This window comes from Pedococcus sp. P2_D7 (assembly GCF_056404295.1).
Window position 1 is genome coordinate 491,238 of record NZ_JBFUEH010000001.1, and the last position, 20,541, is coordinate 511,778.

General features: G+C 71.3%; 18 protein-coding genes. 3 read left to right on the top strand and 15 right to left on the bottom strand.

Annotated features, from left to right (window positions below):
• Positions 1-87: 87 nt before the first annotated feature.
• Positions 88-738 carry a response regulator gene (locus AC1DWJ_RS02395; protein WP_056921120.1) on the bottom strand — a complete coding sequence of 217 codons (651 nt, stop codon included), beginning with the start codon at positions 736-738 and terminating at the stop codon, positions 88-90.
• On the bottom strand, positions 735-1,223 hold the full coding sequence (locus AC1DWJ_RS02400) for a sensor histidine kinase (RefSeq protein ID WP_457255400.1): 489 nt from the start codon (positions 1,221-1,223) through the stop codon (positions 735-737). The genes AC1DWJ_RS02395 and AC1DWJ_RS02400 overlap by 4 nt, the downstream gene beginning before the upstream one ends.
• A 489-nt stretch (positions 1,224-1,712) precedes the next feature.
• On the opposite strand from AC1DWJ_RS02400, the gene AC1DWJ_RS02405 reads away from it, so the two are divergent.
• Positions 1,713-2,606: an EamA family transporter gene (locus AC1DWJ_RS02405; RefSeq protein WP_457255401.1), complete on the top strand. Its 894-nt coding sequence runs from the start codon at positions 1,713-1,715 to the stop codon at positions 2,604-2,606.
• Here the strand turns inward: AC1DWJ_RS02405 and AC1DWJ_RS02410 are convergent.
• The 3 genes from AC1DWJ_RS02410 to AC1DWJ_RS02420 all read right to left on the bottom strand — a co-directional run bounded on the left by AC1DWJ_RS02410 (position 2,595) and on the right by AC1DWJ_RS02420 (position 4,279).
• On the bottom strand, positions 2,595-3,599 hold the full coding sequence (locus AC1DWJ_RS02410; protein ID WP_457255606.1) for a TerC family protein: 1,005 nt from the start codon (positions 3,597-3,599) through the stop codon (positions 2,595-2,597). The genes AC1DWJ_RS02405 and AC1DWJ_RS02410 overlap by 12 nt on opposite strands.
• 327 nt (positions 3,600-3,926) lie before the next feature.
• A complete protein-coding gene (locus AC1DWJ_RS02415) occupies positions 3,927-4,160 on the bottom strand; it encodes an MmcQ/YjbR family DNA-binding protein (protein WP_477619912.1) in 234 nt (77 codons plus the stop codon).
• Complete coding sequence (locus AC1DWJ_RS02420; RefSeq protein ID WP_477619913.1) at positions 4,136-4,279, bottom strand: hypothetical protein; 144 nt, start codon at positions 4,277-4,279, stop codon at positions 4,136-4,138. Before AC1DWJ_RS02420 ends, AC1DWJ_RS02415 begins: the two co-directional genes overlap by 25 nt.
• Before the next feature lie 151 nt (positions 4,280-4,430).
• Between AC1DWJ_RS02420 and AC1DWJ_RS02425 the strand changes: the two genes are divergently transcribed.
• The gene (locus tag AC1DWJ_RS02425; RefSeq protein ID WP_457255403.1) at positions 4,431-5,378 is read left to right on the top strand and encodes a hypothetical protein; all 948 of its coding nucleotides are present in this window, start codon (positions 4,431-4,433) and stop codon (positions 5,376-5,378) included.
• Here the strand turns inward: AC1DWJ_RS02425 and AC1DWJ_RS02430 are convergent.
• From AC1DWJ_RS02430 to uvrB, 3 genes are all read right to left on the bottom strand, one after another.
• Positions 5,369-9,211 (bottom strand): AAA family ATPase, encoded by a 3,843-nt coding sequence (locus AC1DWJ_RS02430; RefSeq protein WP_457255404.1) that lies wholly within the window; start codon positions 9,209-9,211, stop codon positions 5,369-5,371. The genes AC1DWJ_RS02425 and AC1DWJ_RS02430 overlap by 10 nt on opposite strands.
• Positions 9,208-10,923 carry an MFS transporter gene (locus AC1DWJ_RS02435; RefSeq protein ID WP_457255405.1) on the bottom strand — a complete coding sequence of 572 codons (1,716 nt, stop codon included), beginning with the start codon at positions 10,921-10,923 and terminating at the stop codon, positions 9,208-9,210. The genes AC1DWJ_RS02430 and AC1DWJ_RS02435 overlap by 4 nt, the downstream gene beginning before the upstream one ends.
• Positions 10,924-11,085: 162 nt before the next feature.
• Entirely contained in the window at positions 11,086-13,194 is a 2,109-nt protein-coding gene (gene uvrB, locus AC1DWJ_RS02440) for an excinuclease ABC subunit UvrB (RefSeq protein ID WP_457255406.1), read from the bottom strand.
• Positions 13,195-13,291: 97 nt separating this feature from the next.
• Between uvrB and AC1DWJ_RS02445 the strand changes: the two genes are divergently transcribed.
• Positions 13,292-14,515, top strand: a complete 1,224-nt coding sequence (locus AC1DWJ_RS02445) for an MFS transporter (protein WP_457255407.1) — start codon at positions 13,292-13,294, stop codon at positions 14,513-14,515.
• A gap of 14 nt (positions 14,516-14,529) precedes the next feature.
• Here AC1DWJ_RS02445 and AC1DWJ_RS02450 read toward each other — a convergent pair whose 3' ends face one another.
• The 7 genes from AC1DWJ_RS02450 to AC1DWJ_RS02480 all read right to left on the bottom strand — a co-directional run bounded on the left by AC1DWJ_RS02450 (position 14,530) and on the right by AC1DWJ_RS02480 (position 20,479).
• Complete coding sequence (locus tag AC1DWJ_RS02450; RefSeq protein WP_457255408.1) at positions 14,530-14,853, bottom strand: DUF202 domain-containing protein; 324 nt, start codon at positions 14,851-14,853, stop codon at positions 14,530-14,532.
• Entirely contained in the window at positions 14,850-15,227 is a 378-nt protein-coding gene (locus tag AC1DWJ_RS02455; RefSeq protein ID WP_457255409.1) for a YidH family protein, read from the bottom strand. The genes AC1DWJ_RS02450 and AC1DWJ_RS02455 overlap by 4 nt, the downstream gene beginning before the upstream one ends.
• The gene (coaE, locus tag AC1DWJ_RS02460) at positions 15,220-16,413 is read right to left on the bottom strand and encodes a dephospho-CoA kinase (RefSeq protein WP_457255410.1); all 1,194 of its coding nucleotides are present in this window, start codon (positions 16,411-16,413) and stop codon (positions 15,220-15,222) included. The genes AC1DWJ_RS02455 and coaE overlap by 8 nt, the downstream gene beginning before the upstream one ends.
• Positions 16,414-16,423: 10 nt before the next feature.
• Entirely contained in the window at positions 16,424-16,888 is a 465-nt protein-coding gene (locus AC1DWJ_RS02465) for a PPOX class F420-dependent oxidoreductase (RefSeq protein ID WP_457255411.1), read from the bottom strand.
• Between the two features lie 10 nt (positions 16,889-16,898).
• Positions 16,899-17,708, bottom strand: coding sequence for a DUF4184 family protein (locus AC1DWJ_RS02470; RefSeq protein ID WP_477619914.1), 810 nt, complete (start codon positions 17,706-17,708; stop codon positions 16,899-16,901).
• 28 nt (positions 17,709-17,736) lie between these two features.
• On the bottom strand, positions 17,737-18,240 hold the full coding sequence (locus AC1DWJ_RS02475) for a hypothetical protein (protein WP_457255413.1): 504 nt from the start codon (positions 18,238-18,240) through the stop codon (positions 17,737-17,739).
• Between the two features lie 115 nt (positions 18,241-18,355).
• Complete coding sequence (locus tag AC1DWJ_RS02480) at positions 18,356-20,479, bottom strand: hypothetical protein (protein ID WP_457255414.1); 2,124 nt, start codon at positions 20,477-20,479, stop codon at positions 18,356-18,358.
• Positions 20,480-20,541: the final 62 nt, after the last annotated feature.

Below are 20,541 nucleotides of genomic sequence, written 5' to 3' on the forward strand. Positions count from 1 at the left end.
GTGACGGGACTAGTCCCGTCCCTCTGGACGCAAACGTCACTCCCGACCCCCGACCAGACGTTCAACGCAGGTGGTCAGCCCAGGCGGTCAGCGCAGGTGGACCGGCCACGACTCGTGCGAGCCGTGGGCCGACATCAGCGCGGCCGCCTGGAGCCTGGAGTGCACCCCGAGCTTGGTGAGCAGGTTCTGGACGTGCGTCCGGGCCGTGCTCCGCTGCACTCCCAGCGAGGACGCCATCTCCTCGGTGGTCTGGCCGTCCATGATGCAGCGCATGACCTGCCACTCGCGGTCGGTCAGGAACTGCAGGGCCCACAGCGGGTCGTCGGTCGACTTCTGCGGGCGCAGCGCGCGCTGGAGCAGCGACGGCTCGACCGCCAGCTGACCACGGACGGCGCGGTCCAGCATCTCGACGATCTCGACGATCGGCTTCTCCTTGCCGACGTACCCCGACGCACCCTCCGCGATGGCCCGGCCGACGATGCCGTGGTCCGCCTCGGCGGAGAGCATCACGACCTTGGTCTGCGGCGAGATCTCGCGGATCTCGTGGATGGCGGAGACCGAGGTCCCACCCGGGAAGTTCACGTCGAGCAGGCACACGTCGGGACGGTGCATCGCGACCGCACTGACCGCCTCCTCGGGCGTGCCCGCCAGGGCGACGACCTCGTGACCACGGGCGCCGAGCGCGAGGCCCAGGGCCTCGAGCAGGAGCAGGTGGTCGTCGCAGACGACGATCCTCATGACGCCACCCGCCGGAGCTCGGCCCTGGCGAGGCAGATGTCGGCCACGGTTCCCCGGTCTTCACCGGCGTAGAGCCGGAACGACCCGTGGCAAGCGGCAACCATCGCCCGGGTGGTGGTCAGTCCGAGCGACGTGCGGGAGCTGATCTTGCCCAGCCCCGGTCCGTCGTCGGACACCGTGAGGTGGATCCCCTCACGGTCGGTGTAGGTGTCGACCCGCACGTGGCCACCGTCGCCGGCGGCACGCACGGCGTTGTCGAGCACGCAGGCCAGCGCCCGGCTCAACGCCACCGGACGAGCCCAGGCCTCGATGCCCTCGACCATCTCGATGCTGATGACACAGTGCGCGGTGGCCCGGGCTCGGACCACCGCCCGGTGGGCGATGGCACCCAGGTCGGTGGTGCTGACCTCGTCGGCAGCGGCCTCGCTGAGGCTCGTCTCGACGAGCTCGGCGAGCCATCGTGCCTGACCGGCGATACCGTCCATCTTCCGACCGACGTCACCGCCTTCGGTGCCGGCAAGCAGGAGAATCGCAGCCAGCGGTTGCCGCAAGTCATGCAGCAACGCGCGAACGGTGTCGATCTCCCCTCCAGCGACTGGGCGCTGGTGATCTTCGAACAAAGCAGCCATGTATGTCCCTCACAACCCCGCAGACCGAAGACCAGCACCCCCTGTGAGGTCTCCTTGTGGTTCCGCGACTGGACAAAGGTATGAGTTCAAAAAGACGGGCAGCAATAGTCATTAGGGACTAGGTGACCTCACCAATACATGCCGGTTGCCTGCTCTCACCATGGGGTGCTTCACGTGCCGTGCGACGGCGCCGGGAATGTGAACGGTCTAAGTGAAAATCGGCGGGCAGACCTTCTCACTATTTGGATGACTTGTGTCTTACGGCCGGTCAACAACGCATATCTTTCGCCGAAGGGTGGTACAGGAGGACGTTGTCCGGCGCAGCGCTGGCTAGAGTCGCCCACCATGACCACGAGGACACCGGCCCAGCCGCTGCTCCTCGTCCTGACCGCCATCGTCTCGGTCCAGTTCGGAGGCGCGCTGGCCGCCACCCTGGTCCCCGAGATCGGGGCGGGCGGGTCGGTCACCCTGCGCCTGGTCTTCGCGACCGCGATCCTCTGGGCGATCGCCCGACCCCGCGTGCGAGGGCACAGCCGGGCCGCCTGGCTGACCGTCCTCGGGTTCGGCGCCGCGCTGGGCCTGATGAACTTGGCCTTCTACTCCTCGCTGGCCCACCTGCCGATCGGGGTGGCCGTCACCGTCGAGTTCCTCGGCCCGTTGACCCTCGCCACCGCGCTGTCCAGACGACTTCGTGACCTGGCCGCGGTCGGGGCGGCCGCGATCGGGGTGGTGCTGATCTCCGAGGCGCTCGACACCCCCTTCCCGGACGTGGAGTGGACCGGGCTGGGACTGGCCGCGCTCGCGGGCGCCTGCTGGGCGGCATACATCCTCGCGAGCGGTCGCGCCGGCCGCGAGTTCCCGAAGCTCGAGGGCCTCGCCCTGGCGATGGCCGTCGCCCTCGTCGTCGCGCTGCCGTTCGGCGTGACGAGCGTCCCGGACTGGACCGGCGAGTCGGTGGCCAAGGGCCTCGGCATCGCCGTGCTGTCCTCGGTGCTGCCCTACTCGCTCGAGCTGGCCGCCCTGCGCACGCTCAGCGCCCGCGTGTTCGGCATCCTGCTGAGCTTGGAGCCCGCTGCTGCCGCACTGGCCGGACTCGTCGTCCTCGGCCAGCGGCTCGGCCACCTGCAGCTCCTGGGCATGGCCCTGGTGGTGCTGGCCAGCGCCCTGGTGATGGGTGCCGGCCAGCGTCGCGACGAGCGCCCTGACGAGCGTCCCGACCCGGCCCTGTCAGGAGGCTGAGAGCCGCTCGCGCTCGTCCTTGCGGGACTTCCACAGGCTCGCGACGGTCGTCACGCCGAGGATGACCACGATGGCGCCCAGGGACACCGAGATCGGGATGTCCGGAGCACTCTTGACGTGCTCGCCACCGTTGATGAAGGGCAGCTCGTTCTCGTGCAGGGCGTGCAGCACGAGCTTGACGCCGATGAAGGCGAGCAGCACGGCCAAGCCCAGGCTCAGGTAGACCAGCTTCTTGAGCAGCCCGCCGATCAGGAAGTAGAGCTGGCGCAGCCCCATCAGCGCGAACAGGTTGGCCGTGAGCACCAGGTATGGCTCCTTGGTCAGGCCGTAGATCGCGGGGATGGAGTCGAGCGCGAAGAGCAGGTCGGTGGTCCCGAGCGCCATGATGACGATGAACATCGGGGTGGCGAGCTTCTTGCCGTTGATGTGGGTGAACAGCTTGGCCCCGTCGTACTGGTCGGTGGCCGGGAAGCGCTTCTCGACCCACTTCATGAAGCGGTTCTCCTCGTACTCCTCGTCGTCGGTCTCGCCCTCCTTGCCGAGCTTGACCGCGGTGTAGATGAGGAACGCGCCGAAGATGTAGAAGACCCACGAGAACTGGTTGATCGCCGCGGCACCGACCGCGATGAAGATGCCACGCAGGGCGATGGCGATGATGATGCCGATGAGCAGCGCCGACTGCTGGAGCTTCTCAGGCACCCCGAACCTGGCCATGATCAGCAGGAAGATGAACAGGTTGTCGACCGACAGCGAGTACTCGGTCAGCCAGCCGGCGTAGTACTCGGTGGCGAACTTGCCGCCAGCCTGGTCGTGGGTGAAGTACCAGATGCCGAGGCCGAACAGCAGGGCCGCACCGATGTAGAAGGCCAGCGAGATGCTGACCTCCTTGGTCGACGGCACGTGCGGGCGGCGCGCGATGATGAAGACGTCGAAGAGGAGCACGACGGCCATCAGGCCGACGGTGAGGTACCAGACCCAGGTGGGGACTTCCATCTGGGTGGCGGTGGTCGCAACGAACGCGGTCACAGGGGGAACCTTCCGGTCACAACGAGGTGGCCGGAGGTCTCTCCCGCCCCGTGAGGTGCGGACCGGCTCCCCGGGTCGGTATGCCGCGTGGCTGCGTGAGCCGGCGCGACAGGCGACCGTGATGACGAGGACACCGCGTGGGGATACTCCCCTCCGATGGTCAAAAACAAAAGCTACATCGAGGGGGCCCGCCCTCCGATGGTCAAAACACTTCATCGAGGGGGCCAGCCCTTCGATGAACAAGAAGAAGTGTCCCAGACTTGAGCCGCTCCCCCAACTCGGCCCACCGGCTGGTCAGTCCAGGGCCGGCCGGCGGCTCTTGGGAAGCTTGGCCACGACGGTGTCGTAGGAGGTGTCGACCGCCTCGCGGAGCTCGTCGTCAGGGATCGTGCCACCCAGTCGCAGGGTGTTCCAGCCGGACCGGCCGATGTAGGCCATCACCGACGCGTCCTCGGGGTACTGCAGGAGCCACTCGTCGGCCTCGGTGCGGGAGGCGCCGCACTTCAGGCCGACCGACTCGCTGCCCATGAAGGCGAAGATCTTGTCCCGACCTTGGCGACGAAGTCGCCCTCCCAGGGCTGGTCGGCCCAGGCGCCCGGCTTGGCCAGGCAGTAGTCGCGCAGGGCATCGGCGTCGAAGGTGGTCACAGCAGCGACGGTAGTCCCGACTCGCCCACGAGCGGGTCGACTGGTTGCCGAGGACCATCGTCGACGAGGACTAGGACAACTGAGGTACAGCGGCGAGCCGTGCACCGGCCACGATGGGAGCCCTCGACCACCTGCCGAACTGAGGTCTGCCATGTCCGTACGCCGACTGCGCCCACGCCCCGTCCCGGTCCTGGCCGTGGTGGCCATGATCTGGGCAGCGGCCCTCCTGCTGGTGGCGCCGTCGGCGTCGATGGCAGGATCCGTCAAGGGGTCGCTCGCGGTCATCTCCGTCGGCGACCAGGGCACGGGCTTGGTCGGTGCCGTGGCCGGGCGCCCGTTCACCGTCGTCGTGGAGGCGAGGGACCCCTTGGGTGCGCCGCTCGCGCCCACCCAGAACACCACGATGCGACTCAGCCTGGTCACGGGCTCCGGCACCCTGGCCGGCGTCCTCGAGGGCACCATCGTCAAGGGCACGACGCGCGGCACGATCGCCGGGGCCACCTACGCGCCGTTCGGGAACGCCGTCAAGCTCGCCGTCGGCGTCGTCTCCGGGACCGCCCTGACTGGCACGACCACGACGATCAACGTGGCCGCGACCGCCGTCCGCGCCCAGGCCGCTCCGCGCAGCACCCTGAACGTCACCGACCCCGGCTGCCCGGCTCCCACGCCCACCTCGCCGGTGTGCGGCTTCCTCCAGCTGCCCAACGGGGGCAACGGCACCGTGCTGATGTCGGTCGGCTCGTGCGACACCATCCTCACCTGCCGCACCAAGTCGGGCACCACCGCTCGGCTGGTCACCGCCGAGGTCTCGCTCAAGGACGAGAACGGGGCGCCGCTGTACACGCCGACTGCTCCCGCCACGTTCGTCCTGGCCTGCGACAAGACGCTGTGCGGGCAAGGCGGCGTCAGCTCGTTCCCCGTCACCATCGACCTCACGAACACCGGGGCCTTCACCCAGGTGCCGGACTGCCCCTCCAAGGGCGTGCTGGGCACGGGGCAGACCGCGTGCCGCGACACCGTGCAGTCCACCCGTGACAACGCCGGCGACGTCTACAGCGTCATCCTCTTCACCCACGACATCCGGGGCAGCTACCCGTGATGGAGCTGTTCCTGACCGACCGGCGCCAGCCACGGTAGGGGTGCCCTGAGCACTCCCAGCCGCTCGAGGACGGCGAACGCCTCGTGGTCGGCCAGGGCCACCGACTCCAGGTGGGCCTGGACCGCCAGCAGGAACCCGCGCTCGTGGGCGAGGTCCGGCGCCGCGCTCGCGGCCAGCCCTGCATGCAGTGACGCCCACGCGCCGGCCTCGTCACCCAGCACCGCCTGGGCGCTCGCGCGGACGCGCAACGCCGACGGCAGGAGGGTCGCCGCCCTGAGCGCGGTGATGGTCGCGAGGGCGCGGTGCGTCGCCGCGAGCGCCTCGGCGGAGCGCCCGGCGAGCAGGTGTCCCTCGGCGACGGCGATGTCGGTCTCGCAGACCTCGTGGGGCTCGTGCAGCGCGTGGAACAGGGCACGCGCCTCGTCGAGCAGCCTGCTGCCCTCGTCCGGGCGCCCGGCCCGGTGGTGGGCCCGGCCCTGTTCGCGCAGCACCAGCGCGCGCAGCTCCTCGTCGTCGACCGCCTTGGCGATCCGCAGCACCCCGGCGAGGACGTCCAGGGCCGCCTGGGGGCGCCCCTGCCGGTTCAGCAGGTCGGCGCTGTTGTATGCCGCGTTCGCGGCGTTCGCTGCGTCGCCCACCTTCTCGAAGCTGGCCGCCGCGCGCTGGAAGCCCTCCAGCGCCTCGGTCCAGCGGCCCTGGAGGAGCAGCCGCATGGCGATGTTGTTGTGCGCGTGGGCCTGCCCGCTCAGGTCCCCGAGGGCGGCATACAGCGCCAGGGCCGTCTCGCCGTGGTCGACTCCCGAGCTGGAGCCGGTGAAGACCTCCACGCCGTGCAGCACCAGGTGGGCCTGGGCGAGCGCGTCGTCCTGACCGGCCTGCTCGGCGGTGCCCACCGCCTCCAGCGCGCACCGCGCCGCGTCGGCGTAGCGCCCCTGGCTCATGAGCACGACGCTCCTGCGGGAGAGCAGCCGGGCCCGGGTCGCCAGCGCATCGGGGCCATCGACTCCGACCAGGATCCCCAGGCCGGTCGCGGTGCGCCGCAGGGCGACCGGGTGGCGCCCTTGGCGCTGGGCCACCTTGGCCCCCTTGAGCGAGAGCGCTGCCGACCGCACCGGCGCGCCGACCCAGAGTCGCCTGGCCTGGGCGTAGGCGCGGTCGGCGTCGCGGGACCGGCCGCACAGGAACAACGCGTCACCCCACGACTCGAGGTCGGCCGCCCGCTCCCCCGTGGGCACCGACCCTGATCGCAAGGCGGCCTCGGCCGCCTGGGCGTAGGCGTGGGCGGCGGCCTCCGGTGCGGCCGCAGCCAGTGCCTTCGCGCCCGCCCGCCGAGCACACTCCCACGCGTCCGCGAAGCGTCCGGCCGCGAAGAAGTGGTGCGCCAGCACCTCTGGCCTGCGACCTCGGGCGCGCGGCGAGCGCGACAACACCTCTCCCACCGTCGCGTGCAGTCGGGTCCGCACCCTGATGGGCAGACCGGCATACGCGGTCTCCCGGTGCACCGCGTGTCGGAACTGCCACCGCCGCGCCCCGGCCGGCTCCAGGAAGGCCGATAGCTCGGCGACGTCGTCACGCAGCGTCCGCCCATCGGGGAGATCGGCCACCAGCTCGGCCAGGAGCGCGAGCGTGAACGAGTTCCCGAGCACCGCGGCGCGGCGCAACACCGACCTCTGCCGGGGGGCCAAGGCGTCGATCTGCACCGCCACGAGCTCCTCCACCGAGAGCGGAAGGTCGTCGATCCGGTCGCCGCGCGAGGCCGCCAGGACCAGCTCGCGGATGAACAGGGGGTGCCCACCGGCGCGGGCCACCAGGGCCCGGGCCGCGGCCGGCGGCAGGGGGCGTTCGGGGTCGACCAGCTCGGTCATCAGCTCGCTGGCGGTGGCGGCCAACGGACCGAGCTCGACCACGACGCCTGCAGGGGGTGTGCTGTCGTCGAGCTCCCGCCGGGTCGTCAGCAGGAGCCACGGCAGGTCGTCACAGCGGGCCGCCAGCAGCTCCAGCACCCGCGCACTGTCGCCGTCCATGAGGTGGGCGTCCTCGACCACCAGCAAGGTCGGGGACTGGAGGGCCGCCTCCATGACGGCAACCACCAACCGGTGCAGGGCGTCGGAGCGGAACTCCTCCCCCAGCTCGACCTCGTCGCGTGGTGCGGGCATGGGGACGTCGAAGACCAGGCCGAGCATCGGCAGCAGCCCCTCGAGCTGGGGGTCACGGGCCCGGACCAGGGTGCCCGCCCTCCGGAACCCCTCCTGGGGGTCGACCTCGGAGGACAGCCCGAGAGCTGCGGCGAGGAGGACGCGCACGGTCGCATAGGGCGCCGTGGCACCACTGTGCCCGCACTCGGCCTTGAGCACCTCGAAGTCTTCGGCACCCGCCAGCACCTCGGCGACGAGCCTGGTCTTGCCCATGCCGGGCTGGCCGACGACCGTGACGAGGCCGCCCACTCCGTCACCGAGGCGGTCGAGGGCGGTCCGGATCACCCCGAGCTCGAGTTCTCGGCCGACCATCGCCGTCTCCACCTGGTCGACCACGCGCGAGGTCGGGCGGCCGAGGGTCACGCTGGGCACGGGCTCGGCCAGTCCCTTGAGCCGCAGCGAGCTCGTCGACTCCACCTCCCACCGGGTGCGGCTGTGGTCGAGCAGCTCGGCGGGCAGGCTGATGCTCCCGGGCGAGGCGCGAGCGGCGAGCCTGGCCGCCAGGTTCACGGCACCCCCCTTCACCGAGTAGGTCCGCCGGCTGGCCGGACCCAGGTCTCCGGTGAAGACCCGTCCCTGCGCGACCCCCACCCGGACCGGCAGACGACCGGGCCGGTCGACGACGTGGCGGACTGCCGCCAGGAGGTGGTCGACGTCGTCGCCCGTGCTCTGCGGGGCGCCCGCGACCAGCATCACCTTGCCGCCGTCGACGTCGATGTCGGTCTCGTGGAACGACACCCCGTGCCGGGTCGTCGCCTCCTGGATGGTGCGCACCAGCTCGTCGATGGCGACGGTGAGGGCTTCGGGTCCGTCCTGTTCCACGAGCTCGTCCGTCCCCGAGAAGCGGATGAAGGCCGCCGCGGCGACCCGGTGCTCGGGTTCGCGGTTGCCGTGCGCGACGTGGGCGCGCAGCTGGCTGGGCACCAGCCGGGCACGGTCCGTGGCCGGACCACCCGAGGTCTGGGGCAGGACCGCAGTCAGGTCGCCAACCCCCTCACCGGCGCGAGCTGGGGGCGGGAGGCCGCGCAGGAGGAAGCCCGGACCCGTCGCCTCCCCCACGAACCGCTCCGGCAGGAGAGCGGCCGTCGCACCGTCCACCAGGACCTGCCCAGCCGCGGCCGCCGCCTCGGTCGACGTCACCCGACTGGCCAGGGGCCCGAGCACCATGAGCTCGCGGTGGGCACTCGGGTCTCCCGCCAGGACGAGGTGCACGTCACCGGTGGCCACCCCGGTCGAGGCCCGCAGGACGACGGCCCCCACCGAGGTGCGCAGGTGTCCGACGCGGGACAGCACGGCGCGCATCCTGGCGGCGGCACGGGTGGCGCGCACGGCCGAGCCGTCGCCGGTGGCCAGCAGCAGCACCGCGTCGCCACCCCACTTGAGCAGGTCGCACCCTTCGGCCAGGGCCACCTCGACGAGTGGGCCGAACACGTCGTCCAGGACGTCGCTGAGCTCCTCGGCGCCCGCCCGCCCGCGCGCCGCCAACCTCTCGGTGAGCCGCGTGAAGCCGCTGATGTCGAGGACCACGAGGCTGCCGGACAGCGCCCAGTGCGCTGGGGCGGGGTCGGCCGCCACCCGCCCCCGCAGCAGGACGGGCAGGTAGGGCTCGAGCCGCGAGTCGAGGTCGTCCACCGTCACCCCGCGAGGATCCGGCGGGCCATGACGGTCTCGGCAGCTGTCACCGCCTCGACGTTCCCGAGCACGGCGTCGAGGAAGGCCCGCCGCCCCAACCCGCGGAGAACGGTCGGCTCGACAGCGCGGACCTGGGCCGTCCGCGGCACCTGACGCAGCAGGGCGATCTCGCCGAAGTAGTCGCCGGCGTACTCGGTGCGCAGCAGCACACCGTCGTGCCAGATCTCCACGGCGCCCGACTCGATGATGAAGAACTGGTCGCCCTCCTCGCCCTCGTCGAAGACGAGCGCGCCCGCCGCGACCTCGACCCGGGTCAGCTGCCGTGCGAGACCCTCGAGGGCGGTGCGGTCCAGGGGCGCGAACATCGGCACCGACTCGACCAGCGGCAGTCCCTCCGGCGCGCGCAGCGTCAGGTCTAGCCGACGCATCCGCGGGACCGCCGGAACGACCATCGCGGTCACGAGCAGACCGAGCAGGGCCATGCCCCACTGGAGACCGACGAGGGCGATCAGCAGCGGCATGACGCCGGCACCGACCGCCATCGAGGCGATGTAGGCGGAGTCGAGCGTGCCGAACACGCGACCCAGCAGGTGGTCGGGGGTGAGCCGTTGCAGCAGGGTGTCGAGGTTGACGTCCACGAGCGGGTTGGCCAGGCCGAGCAGGAGCATGACCAGCACGGCGACTGCCACGGTCGGCCAGACCAGGACCAGCACGAGCGGGAGCGACCACAGGACGACGCCCACGCAGAAGTCGAGACCGAGCTGCTGGCGGGAGGCCCGGGACAGCGCCACGAAGCCACCTACCAGGGCGCCCACACCGAGCATGGAGTCGAGGAAGCCGACCCCCGGCGGGCCGAGGTCGACGAGGTCGAAGGCCATCGAGACCACGAAGACAGCCGACGCCCCGGCGATGAGGGTCTGCGCGCAGGTGAGCGCGATGAGCACCCGTAGGTCGCGGTCGCGCCAGATGTAGGTGAAGCCCCCACCCGTCTCGCGCAGGAACGCCCAGCGTTGCTTGGCTTCGGCCGGGTCCTGCGCCGTGTCCTTCGACTCCGTGGCGTCCGCGGGCTCCGGCTCCGCTACCGCGGACGCGGACGCGGGTGTGGCCGGTGCGACCGGGTGCACGCCGTACACCAGGGCAGCCGACCAGAGGAAGGTGGCGGCGTCGAACAAGAGGACCACTTCGACCGAGGTCGACGCCAGCAGGCCGGCCGCCAGGGCGGGTCCGGCGAAGAAGGCCAGGCTCTCCAGGGTGCTGGACGTGCCGTTGACCGCGGTGAGCTCCTCGGGCCGGGACACCAGCGACGGCATCATCGCGCGCTGGGCGGGCCGGAACGGGGTACCCAGGACGGACGCGAGGCCGGCCAGCACGAAGACGACCAGCGGGTCCACGCTCGCCATGGTCGCCGCGATGACCAGCAGCAGGACGCACCGGGCCAGGTCGACGCTGATCATGATTCCCTTGCGGGAGTAGCGGTCGACCAGGGTGGCGGCGAACGGCGTGCAGACGGCCATCAGGATGAACCGCACCACGGCCCAGACCGCCAGCACCTTGGCCCCGCCCACGCTGTACGCCCAGACGGAGATGGCGGTGCCATAGGCCCAGTCGCCGATCACCGACCCGCCGAAGGCGAGCATGATGCGACGCAGGTTGCGGTTGCCGAAAACCGTCCGGACCGCCGTCGAGGACTCGCGGCCGGCCTGTCCAAGCACACTCATCCGCCCAACACCCGCATGAAGTTGTTGGCGCGGCAGGGTCCTGCAGCCATGGTGCACCTCCACCCGTCAGGCTGTCAGGGCCCCACCCACCGTGTCTTCACGCAAATGACGCACACCACGCGCCATGCACCTCAGGAGCCCTCGTCAGGCCCCAAACGACACCTACTGGGTCGCAGCGGACATTTGCCGCAGTTCCTTCTTCAGGTCACCGATCTCGTCACGCAGCCGGGCCGCCAGCTCGAAGTGGAGGTCCGCGGCCGCCTGGTGCATCTGGGCCGACAGCTCCTGGATGAGGTTGGCGAGGTCGTTGGCGGGCAGGTTGCGCAACCGGTCGGCCGCGACCCCGGCGTCGGCCTGGAGGGCGCCACGACCGCCCCGGTTGGCGTTCTTGCCGCGCGACTGGCTGCGGCCCGACCCGAGCAGTGCCTCGGTGTCGGCATCCTCCCGCTGGAGCAGGTCGGTGATGTCGGCGATCTTCTTGCGCAGGGGCTGCGGGTCGACCCCGGCCGCGAGGTTGTAGGCGACCTGGATCTCGCGGCGGCGCTGCGTCTCGTCGATCGCCTCCCGCATCGACGGCGTGACCTTGTCGGCGTACATGTGCACCTGGCCGGACACGTTGCGGGCCGCGCGGCCGATGGTCTGGATCAGCGAGCGGGCCGAGCGGAGGAAGCCCTCCTTGTCGGCGTCGAGGATGCTGACCAAGGACACCTCGGGCAGGTCGAGTCCCTCGCGGAGCAGGTTGATGCCGACGAGGACGTCGTACTCCCCCATCCGGAGCTCGCGCAGCAGCTCCACCCGCCGCAGGGTGTCGACCTCGCTGTGGAGGTAGCGGACCCGCACCCCCTTGTCGAGCAGGTAGTCGGTGAGGTCCTCGGCCATCTTCTTGGTGAGCGTCGTCACCAGGACCCGCTCGTTGACCTTGGTGCGCTCGCCGATCTCGTGGAGCAGGTCGTCGATCTGGCCCTTCGTCGGCTTGAGCACGACCTCGGGGTCGATCAGCCCGGTGGGGCGGATGATCTGCTCGACAACCCCCGTGCTCTGCGCGAGCTCGTAGGGGCCGGGCGTGGCCGAGAGGTAGACGGTCTGGCCGATCCGGTCGAGGAACTCCTCCCACCGCAGCGGCCGGTTGTCCATCGCGGACGGCAGCCGGAAGCCGTGGTCGACGAGCTGGCGCTTGCGCGACATGTCGCCCTCGTACATCGCCCCGATCTGCGGCACGGTGACGTGCGACTCGTCGATGACCAGGAGGAAGTCCTCCGGGAAGTAGTCGAGCAGCGTGTTCGGGGCGGTCCCCCGGCCCCGGCCGTCGATGTGCATCGAGTAGTTCTCGATGCCCGAGCACGACCCGACCTGGCGCATCATCTCGATGTCGTAGGTGGTGCGCATCCGCAGCCGCTGCGCCTCGAGGAGCTTGCCCTGCTTCTCGAACGCGGCGAGCTGGTCGGCCAGCTCGAGCTCGATCCCCCGGATCGCCCGCTCCATCCGCTCGGGGCCGGCGACATAGTGCGTCGCCGGGAAGACGTACATCTCCTGCTCCTCGTGCATGATCTCGCCACTGACGGGGTGGAGGGTGTAAATCCGCTCGATCTCGTCGCCGAAGAACTCGATCCGGACGGCGAGCTCCTCGTAGACCGGGATGATCTCGACCGTGTCTCCGCGCACGCGGAAGGTGCCGCGCGTGAAGGCCAGGTCGTTGCGGGTGTACTGCATCTGGACGAACCGCCGCAGCAGGTCGTCGCGGTTGACCTCGGTGCCGACCCGCAGGCGGGCCATCCGGTCGACGTACTCCTGCGGGGTGCCCAGACCGTAGATGCAGGAGACCGAGGCGACGACGATGACGTCACGACGGGTGAGCAGCGAGTTGGTGGCGCTGTGCCGCAGCCGCTCGACCTCGTCGTTGATCGAGGAGTCCTTCTCGATGTAGGTGTCCGTCTGCGGGATGTAGGCCTCGGGCTGGTAGTAGTCGTAGTAGGAGACGAAGTACTCGACGGCGTTGTTGGGCAGCAGCTCACGGAACTCGTTGGCGAGCTGGGCCGCGAGCGTCTTGTTCGGCGCCATCACGAGGGTCGGCCGTTGCACCTGCTCGACCAGCCACGCGGTGGTCGCGGACTTGCCGGTGCCGGTCGCGCCCAGCAGCACGGTGTTCTTCTCCCCTGCCCGGATCCGCGTCGCGAGGTCGGCGATGGCGGTGGGCTGGTCTCCGGCGGGCTGGAAGTCGGAGATCACCTCGAACGGGGCGACCGTGCGTTGCAGGTCTGTCGTGGGACGCATGCGTCCAGCGTAGGCCGACCCTCCGACAGCGCCCGTCTCAGGATGCGGTGAGACAGACTGCCCCCCCCCCCGACGACGCGAGGCGTAGGACTGGGTGGTGGCCACCGCAACCAGCCCCCACGACCGGACCGCCGCCCCGTCCACGGAGGTGGGGCCCGGCCGCCGTTGGGCGATGCTCGCGGTGAGCACGCTCGCCCAGACGGCGTCCGCCGTCGCCCTGCACGGACCCGCCTTCCTGATCCCCGTCCTGCACGCCCGCGAGGGGCTTCCGTTGGCCACTGCGGGGCTGGTCAGCGCCGCGCCCATGCTGGGCGTCATGCTCACCCTGGTCGCGTGGGGCGTCGTCGTCGACCGCAGGGGCGAGCGCCTGGCCCTCGTCACCGGACTCGCGGTGACCGCACTCGCCGCCCTCGCGAGCACGACGGCGCGCGGGCCGGTGGGCTGGTGCGCGTGGCTCTTCGTCGCGGGCGCAGCCGCCGCCAGCGCCAACGCCGCCAGCGGGCGGGTCGTGGTCGGCTGGTTCCCAGCGGGCCGGCGAGGGCTCGCCATGGGCATTCGCCAGATGGCCCAGCCACTCGGGGTGGCCGTGGCCGCGGTGACCATGGCCGTGCTGGCCGAGCACCACGGCATCCGCGTGGCGCTGGCGGTGCCCGCTGCGGCTGCTGCCCTCGCGTGCGTGGCGGTCGCCGTGGTCGTCAAGGACCCGCCGCGGCCGCCGCGCACCGTCGACACGGCGCGCAACCCCTACCGCAGCGACCGCACGCTGGCGCGCGTGCACGGCGTCTCGATGCTCCTCGTCGTGCCGCAGTTCCTGGTGTGGACCTACTCGCTCGCCTGGCTGGTCACCGACCGTGGCTGGTCTGCGGCCGCAGCCGGCACCCTGGTCGCCGTGACGCAGGTCGGCGGAGCCGCGGGGCGGATCGCCGTGGGCCACCTGTCCGACCGGGTCGGGAGCCGGATGCGACCGTTGCGGTGGGTCGCGGCCGCGGTCGTGGTGACGATGGGGCTGCTCGGCGTCGCGTCCCACGAGGAGTGGGGTGTCGCCGTGCTCCTGCTCGTCGTCGCGTCGGCGGTCACCGTGGCCGACAACGGCCTCGCGTTCACCGCCGTCGCCGAGCGAGCGGGGCCGTTCTGGTCGGGGCGAGCGCTCGGCGTCCAGAACACCGGCCAGTTCCTCACGGCCGCGGCGGTGCCCCCGCTCGCGGGTGCCCTGGTGAGCTGGACCGGGTATGCCGTGACGTTCGCCTCCGCGTCCCTCTTCGCCCTGGTCGCACTTCCCCTGGTCCCCGTGCGCGACGAGCACCACCCTCCAGGCCGCTGACCCGGGCTGCGCGGTCAGCCCAGCCACGAGGTGACCCCCAGCACGACTCCACCGGTCGCGGCGAGGAGGGTCACCACGGCGACGCGGACCATCGGCTGGAAGGGCGAGTAGCCACGGGTCTCGTCGCGCAGCTGGACGAGACGGCGTCGCACCGACCCCACCAGTGCCACGCTGACGCCCATCGCCGCGGCCCCCGCCGCTGCCCGGAGGGGTCGGTCGGTGCGCAGCGCCACGAGGACCAACGGCACCAGCGCCACCATCGCGGTGATCGCGGTGCGCTGCCAGGCCAGGGCCGTGCGCTCGGGCTGGAGTGCGTCGCGGTCCGGGATGGCGCTCACCGGCCGGCGACCTCCACCACCGCGAGGACGAGGGTGAGACCGCCGAGGACCACGACGCCCCCGGCGAGGAGGAGAAGGGCTTGCGGTGCGGGCAGTGGTCGGGTCAGGCGCAGGGCTCGCTCCACCCGCGCCCAGGCGACGACGGCCCGGACGGCCAGGACGGCTCCGCCGATGCAGGCGGCGGCACCCACGAGGGCCGCCCAGGCCGGGAGGGTCGACAGGCTCGCCAGTGACACGAACGCGACGCCGCCACCGACCAGGGCCAGGGCCGTGCGCATCCACGCCAGGGCGGTCCGCTCGTTGGCGAGCGAGAACCGTGGGTCCGGCTCCTCGCCGACGCCGTAGACGCTCGTGGGCCGGCGCTGCTCAGTCACGCGTCGGCTCCCAGGCCGTGTCGGCCGCCCACGCCTCGGCCCGGGCGTGGACGGAGTCGAACCACGGCTCCTTGGCCTCGGCGTACTCGCTGACCGTCGTGACGGCCGCCGCGATGCGCCGCTTCTCGACCTCGTAGTCGGTGCGGGCCTGCGAGTCCGCCCGCATCCAGTCACGGAACATCAACGCCCACCGCCACCCGGGGCTCCCCACCTCTCGGACGTGGACGTGCGTCACCCGAGACGGGTCGCAGCTGCCGTGCATCCGCTTGGGCCAGAGCCCGTCGGAGCCCCGGTCGAAGTCGGAGAACACGCCTTCGGCGCGGGGGAAGCCCGCAGCGTCGAGCCGCGCCCGCAGGGCCTCGCCGTCCGCGTCGTCGAGGCTCGGCACCCCGATCTGCAGGTCGACCACGTCCTTCGCGACGAGGCCGGGGACCGCAGTGCTGCCGATGTGGTGGGCCGTCACCGCCGTCTCCCCGAAGGCCAACCGCAGGCGCCCGAGCAACCGGCGTGCCTCGTCCGGCCACGAGGGGTCGCTTGCCACCAGCTCCAGCGTCTCGCCACGACGCGACCGTATGCCGCGGCGGACGTTCTCCTCGAAGGGCACCAGGCGCTCGTCCCACAGTGCGTCGACCACCGTCAGCAGGTCGTCCTGGTGGCCGTCGTTGGCGACCCAGACGTCAGCGACGGCGCGCCGCTCCTGGTCGGTGGCCTGGGCAGCGATCCTGCTCCGGGCGTCGGACTCGGTCATGCCCCGGGTCTGCATCAGCCGCTTCACCCGGGTCTCCTCGTCGGCGCCGACGACGACCACGAGGTGGTAGCGCGGGCCGTAGTGCTTCTCGACCAGCAGCGGGACGTCGTGGACGACCACTGCGTCCGACGGCGCGGCCTCGACCAGCTCCCGCGTGCGGTCGGCGATCAGGGGGTGGGTGATCCCCTCGAGGTCGCGGCGCGCACCCTCGTCGGCGAAGACGAGCGCCCCGAGGGCCGGGCGGTTCAGGGCGCCGTCGTCGTCGAGCACGGCGTCGCCGAACCGGTCGACGATCGCTGCCAGGCCGGCACTCCCGGGCGCCACGACCTCCCGCGCCAGGACGTCGGCGTCGATGACGGTGGCCCCGTGTGACGAAAGCCGTTGCGCCACAGTCGACTTCCCGGACCCGATGCCTCCCGTGAGGCCCACGCGGAGCATGCCCACCACCCTAGTCGGCCAGGCGCGGCGGGAAGCCGCCGGTGGCGACCGGGCCCCAGCGAGTCGGGGTGATCCGCAGGATCGACTTGTCCTGGTCGACCATCGCCTGGCGGTACTCGTCCCAGTCCGGGTGCTCCCCCGAGATGTTGCGGAAGTACTCAACGAGCGGCTCGACCGACTCGGGTGCGTCGATCACCTCGCACTCCCCGTCGACCTGCACCCACGCGCCGCCGAAGTCGTCCGAGAGGACGACCACCGACACGTCGGAGCGCCTGCGGGCGTTGACCGTCTTGGCGCGGTCGCGGTAGCTGGAGATCACGATGCGGCCGCTGTCGTCGACCCCGCCGGTCACCGGTGACGCCTGGGGGCGGCCGTCGGCCCGGCTGGTGATGACGAGCATGTGGTGACGGGGCCTGACGAAGTCGAGCAGCCCCTCGAGGTCGACCTGGGTGGTGGTCGCGATCGTCCGTGCCATGCCCCCGAGCCTAGACACCCGCGTCGCGGTCGGCCCCCGCCGGAGCCTGCGTCTTCGCCTCCGCCTCGACGGCAATGGCTCGTCGGCGCACCGTGAGGTGCCACCACGCCGCGACGCCACACGCGGCCAGGCCCAGCCCGCTCACGCCACGGACGACCGCGATGAAGAACACCATCTCGGTGGAGGTCCCGACCACCCACGCGGGCACTGCGAAGGCGAGCGCACACCCCACCGGGAAGGCTGCGAGCAACGCCAGTGCGGTGGTCCGCTCGCGTTCCCCGGCGCATGGCACGTCGCCCGGTGCCGGCGGCGCCGCCTGGCGCCGGAGGCAGTAGGCCAGCACCACCGCACACCCGAGCAGTCCGCTGCCGTACTGCGCCAGCTTGAAGACCGGGAGCCCGTGGTCCTCGGTCAGGAACGGGACCCGCTCGACCACCCACCCGTTCGCGTGGGTGAAGGAGTCCCACCCGACGTGGGTCAGGGCACCCCCGACCACGCAGGGCACGGCCCACAGCGCCGCTCGCAGCGTCGCCGGTGGTGGCACGGGGATCCTGCCGCGGATGCTCCCCGGTGCGAGGTCACGCACGACGGGTGAGGCGACCGACCTCCAGAGCGCCACGACGAGCAGGCCCAGCGCCAGGTCGAGGGTGACGACCCCCGTCAGCGAGTGCGACAGGTCGCGGTCGATGCGGATCGGCACGAAGTAGAGGAGGTCCGGCACCATCGACCCGATGACCAGCGCCGACGGGACGACCCACGTCGGCCGTCGCTTACCCACCAAGGGCAGGACTGCTGCCACGTGGGCGGGCGTGAACGGCATCCGTGCACCCTAGCCCGGGCCGCACGAGTCAGGATGCGGCCGGCGCGACGGCATCCGAGCGCGGGCCCTCGACCCCGTGCTCACGCACGCTGCTCACGGCATACCGGGGCGTCCCAGCTCCCGGCTCCGCATCCGTGAAGGCGAGCGTGGCGCTGGTGCCCACGAGGACCTCGGCGCCGCCGTCGACGGTGCGGTAGATGCGGTACTCCACCACGGTGTCCGAGTAGGTGTGCGGCACGGTCACCGCCGGTGGCGGCGACCACGACAGCCGCACGGTGGCCCCCTCGCGGGCGGCCCTCACGCGCTGCGGCGGAGGCGGGTTCACCCGCAGCTGCTCCTCGGCGGTGAGCTCCGGGGGCACCGACGTCGGAGCGACCCTCGATGCCGAGGGGCTGGTCGACGTGGCCGTCGTGGACGGGGCCGACATCCCGGGCTGGTGGTCGTCAGGAGCCGTGGAGGCGCACCCTCCCACGGCCACGACCAGGACGATCGCGCTGACGGCTGTCAGCCGTCGGACCAGGTTGGTGCTCATGACACTTCGACGCCTCCTCCCAAGGGGCGGTTCCCCAGAGCCGCCCGCCAGTCGCCCCGAGCCGCCCGACTGGCGGGGAGCCGAAGCTCCCCGCCAGCCGGTGTCGACCCTGCGGTCACTTGTGCAGGTGGTGCTCCTTCGCCTCTTGGTAGGTGAGCTCGTGCGGAGCCTTCTCCGTCGCGCTCAGCCCAGCGGAGATCCCGCCACCAACCGTGCCGCCGCCGTAGGTCAGGTTCGCCCAGTTGTTCTGGGTGCCCAGGACCGTGAGGCCGCCGGCGTTGTTGATGTCGGATGCGACGATCCCGCCCGTGACGCCATCGCAGTTCCAGTTGATCGGCAGGTTCGCGCCACCGACGGTGGTGCGCTGCGTGCCGTTCGGGCAGAACCAGCGGGTGCGGTAGGTCGCCGCACTGGCGCTCCCGAGCCCCGCGTTCTCGTTCAGGGCCGCCTCGTTGAGGTTCGGCAGGGTGAACGATGAGTAGGTGAAGCTCGGCGGGATGGTCCCCGTCCGCGGGATGCCGGTCACCTGGAACGCGTAGTTCATCACGCTCAGGTAGTTCGGCTCGAAGTTGGCGTGGTCGTCACCGCCGTGGCGGAGTCCGAGGTCGTGCCCGAACTCGTGGATGAACGTGCCCACCTTGGCGTCCGAGCTGCCGCCGCCACCCCAGAGCCCGAGCGTCACGACGAAGCTGTCGTTCGGGATGTTGAAGGCGTTGCCACTGCTGCTGCCACCGTCGTAGCCGTGTGCCCAGATCATGTAGTAGTAGACCTTGGCGCGTGCGGCGTTGAAGTTGGCGGACTTGATGGCGTTGAACTGTGCGGCGACCGGGTTGAGGTCGGCGTCGAACGGGACCAGGTTGCCTCCACCGAGGTTGAACGCAGCTCCACGCGCCGCACCGGCGTCGAGGTGCAACCGGATGCCTGCGAGCCCGTCAGGGTTGGCGGCATACGGGGCAGCTGCGTAGGCAGCCACCATGCGGTTCAGGTCTGCGGCGAGCGGCAGGTGGCACGGGCACACGGCCTCGGCACCCATGTAGTCCATCTCGACGTAGAGATCCTTGTGGACCGGGTTCGCACCCGGCAGCGCGACGTCGAACGTGCCGTTGCCGTCGGAGTCGAGGCCGTTGGCCTCCCACCCGTCGAGCAGCTTGTCGCCGTCGGTGTCGATCTGGCCGTAGTAGCGGGCCGACATGACCTGGGCCACCCAGGAGAGGCAGTCCGGGCCGCCGTCGACCGTGAACCTCGCGCTCGTGTCACCCGGGTGGACCAGGCGGCCGAACGAGATGGTGTCGGTGTCCCACAGGTTGCCCTGGCTGTAGCGCGGGAGCGGACGGTCCGTCCCGTCCCAGTCGGGCGGGAAGACATCGACACCGTTGACCTTGCTGAACGGCTCGCCGGCGTTGGCCTGGCCGTCCGCACCGATGAACGTGGTCCGGAACTCACCAACCGGGTTGGAGGCCGAGAACCCGAAGGGCAGCGACGTGGTCATGGCGCCACCAGAGGTCATGCCGTAGCCGTTGGCGACGACGACCTGGGTGAGCGGGAAGCTGGGCTTGTCGTAGACCACGACGAGCGAGGCGCCCTCGGCGAGCGGAGCGGGCGCAGACGTCTTGAACGGGTCGGCGCCGTCGTGCCGGCTCGACGCGAACCCCTTGAGTGCGTACCAGCCGTTGCCGGTCACATAGCTGCCGACGTTCGCCCGGTAGGCGTAGCCGGTGGTCGTGCCGCCCCAGCAGGGACTTCCGCCCTGACCGACCTTGATGCCCCGGATCGGCAGACCCTTGAAGGTCCCCGCCGAGAACGACGAGGACTCCGCATTGCCGAGGATGCTCCAGTAGAGATAGGCCTCGACGACCTTGGCGCCGGCAGGCACCCCGGACACGTAGATCGACCCTGCGCCGCGGTTGCGCAGGCCGACGCCCGAGGCGGTGTAGCCGCCGTGCACCGTCAGCTGTGCATAGGTCGAAGGCGCTGCTCCGGAGACGCCACCCACACCCGAGGTCTTCGAGCCGGTGGCGACGCCCTTGCCGGGTGGCACCTTTGCAGCGATGGCAGTCGCGGCCGATGGTGCCAATGCGTCCACGGCGGCCGCGACGGGCGCCTTGTGGATGCTGATCGACGGTGCCGCCGAAGCGGCCGTCTGTGCTGTCGCGGCTGCCGCAGCAAAGGCTGCACCTGCCGTGACGAGCACGGTGGCGAACCGCGCCGAACGGCGCAGCCCAGTGGTGGTTGATTTCATTGCGAGTCCTCCCCAAGACTCTTGTGTGCCGCCCGCCTGCGACCCGCACCAGCCCTCCGGTC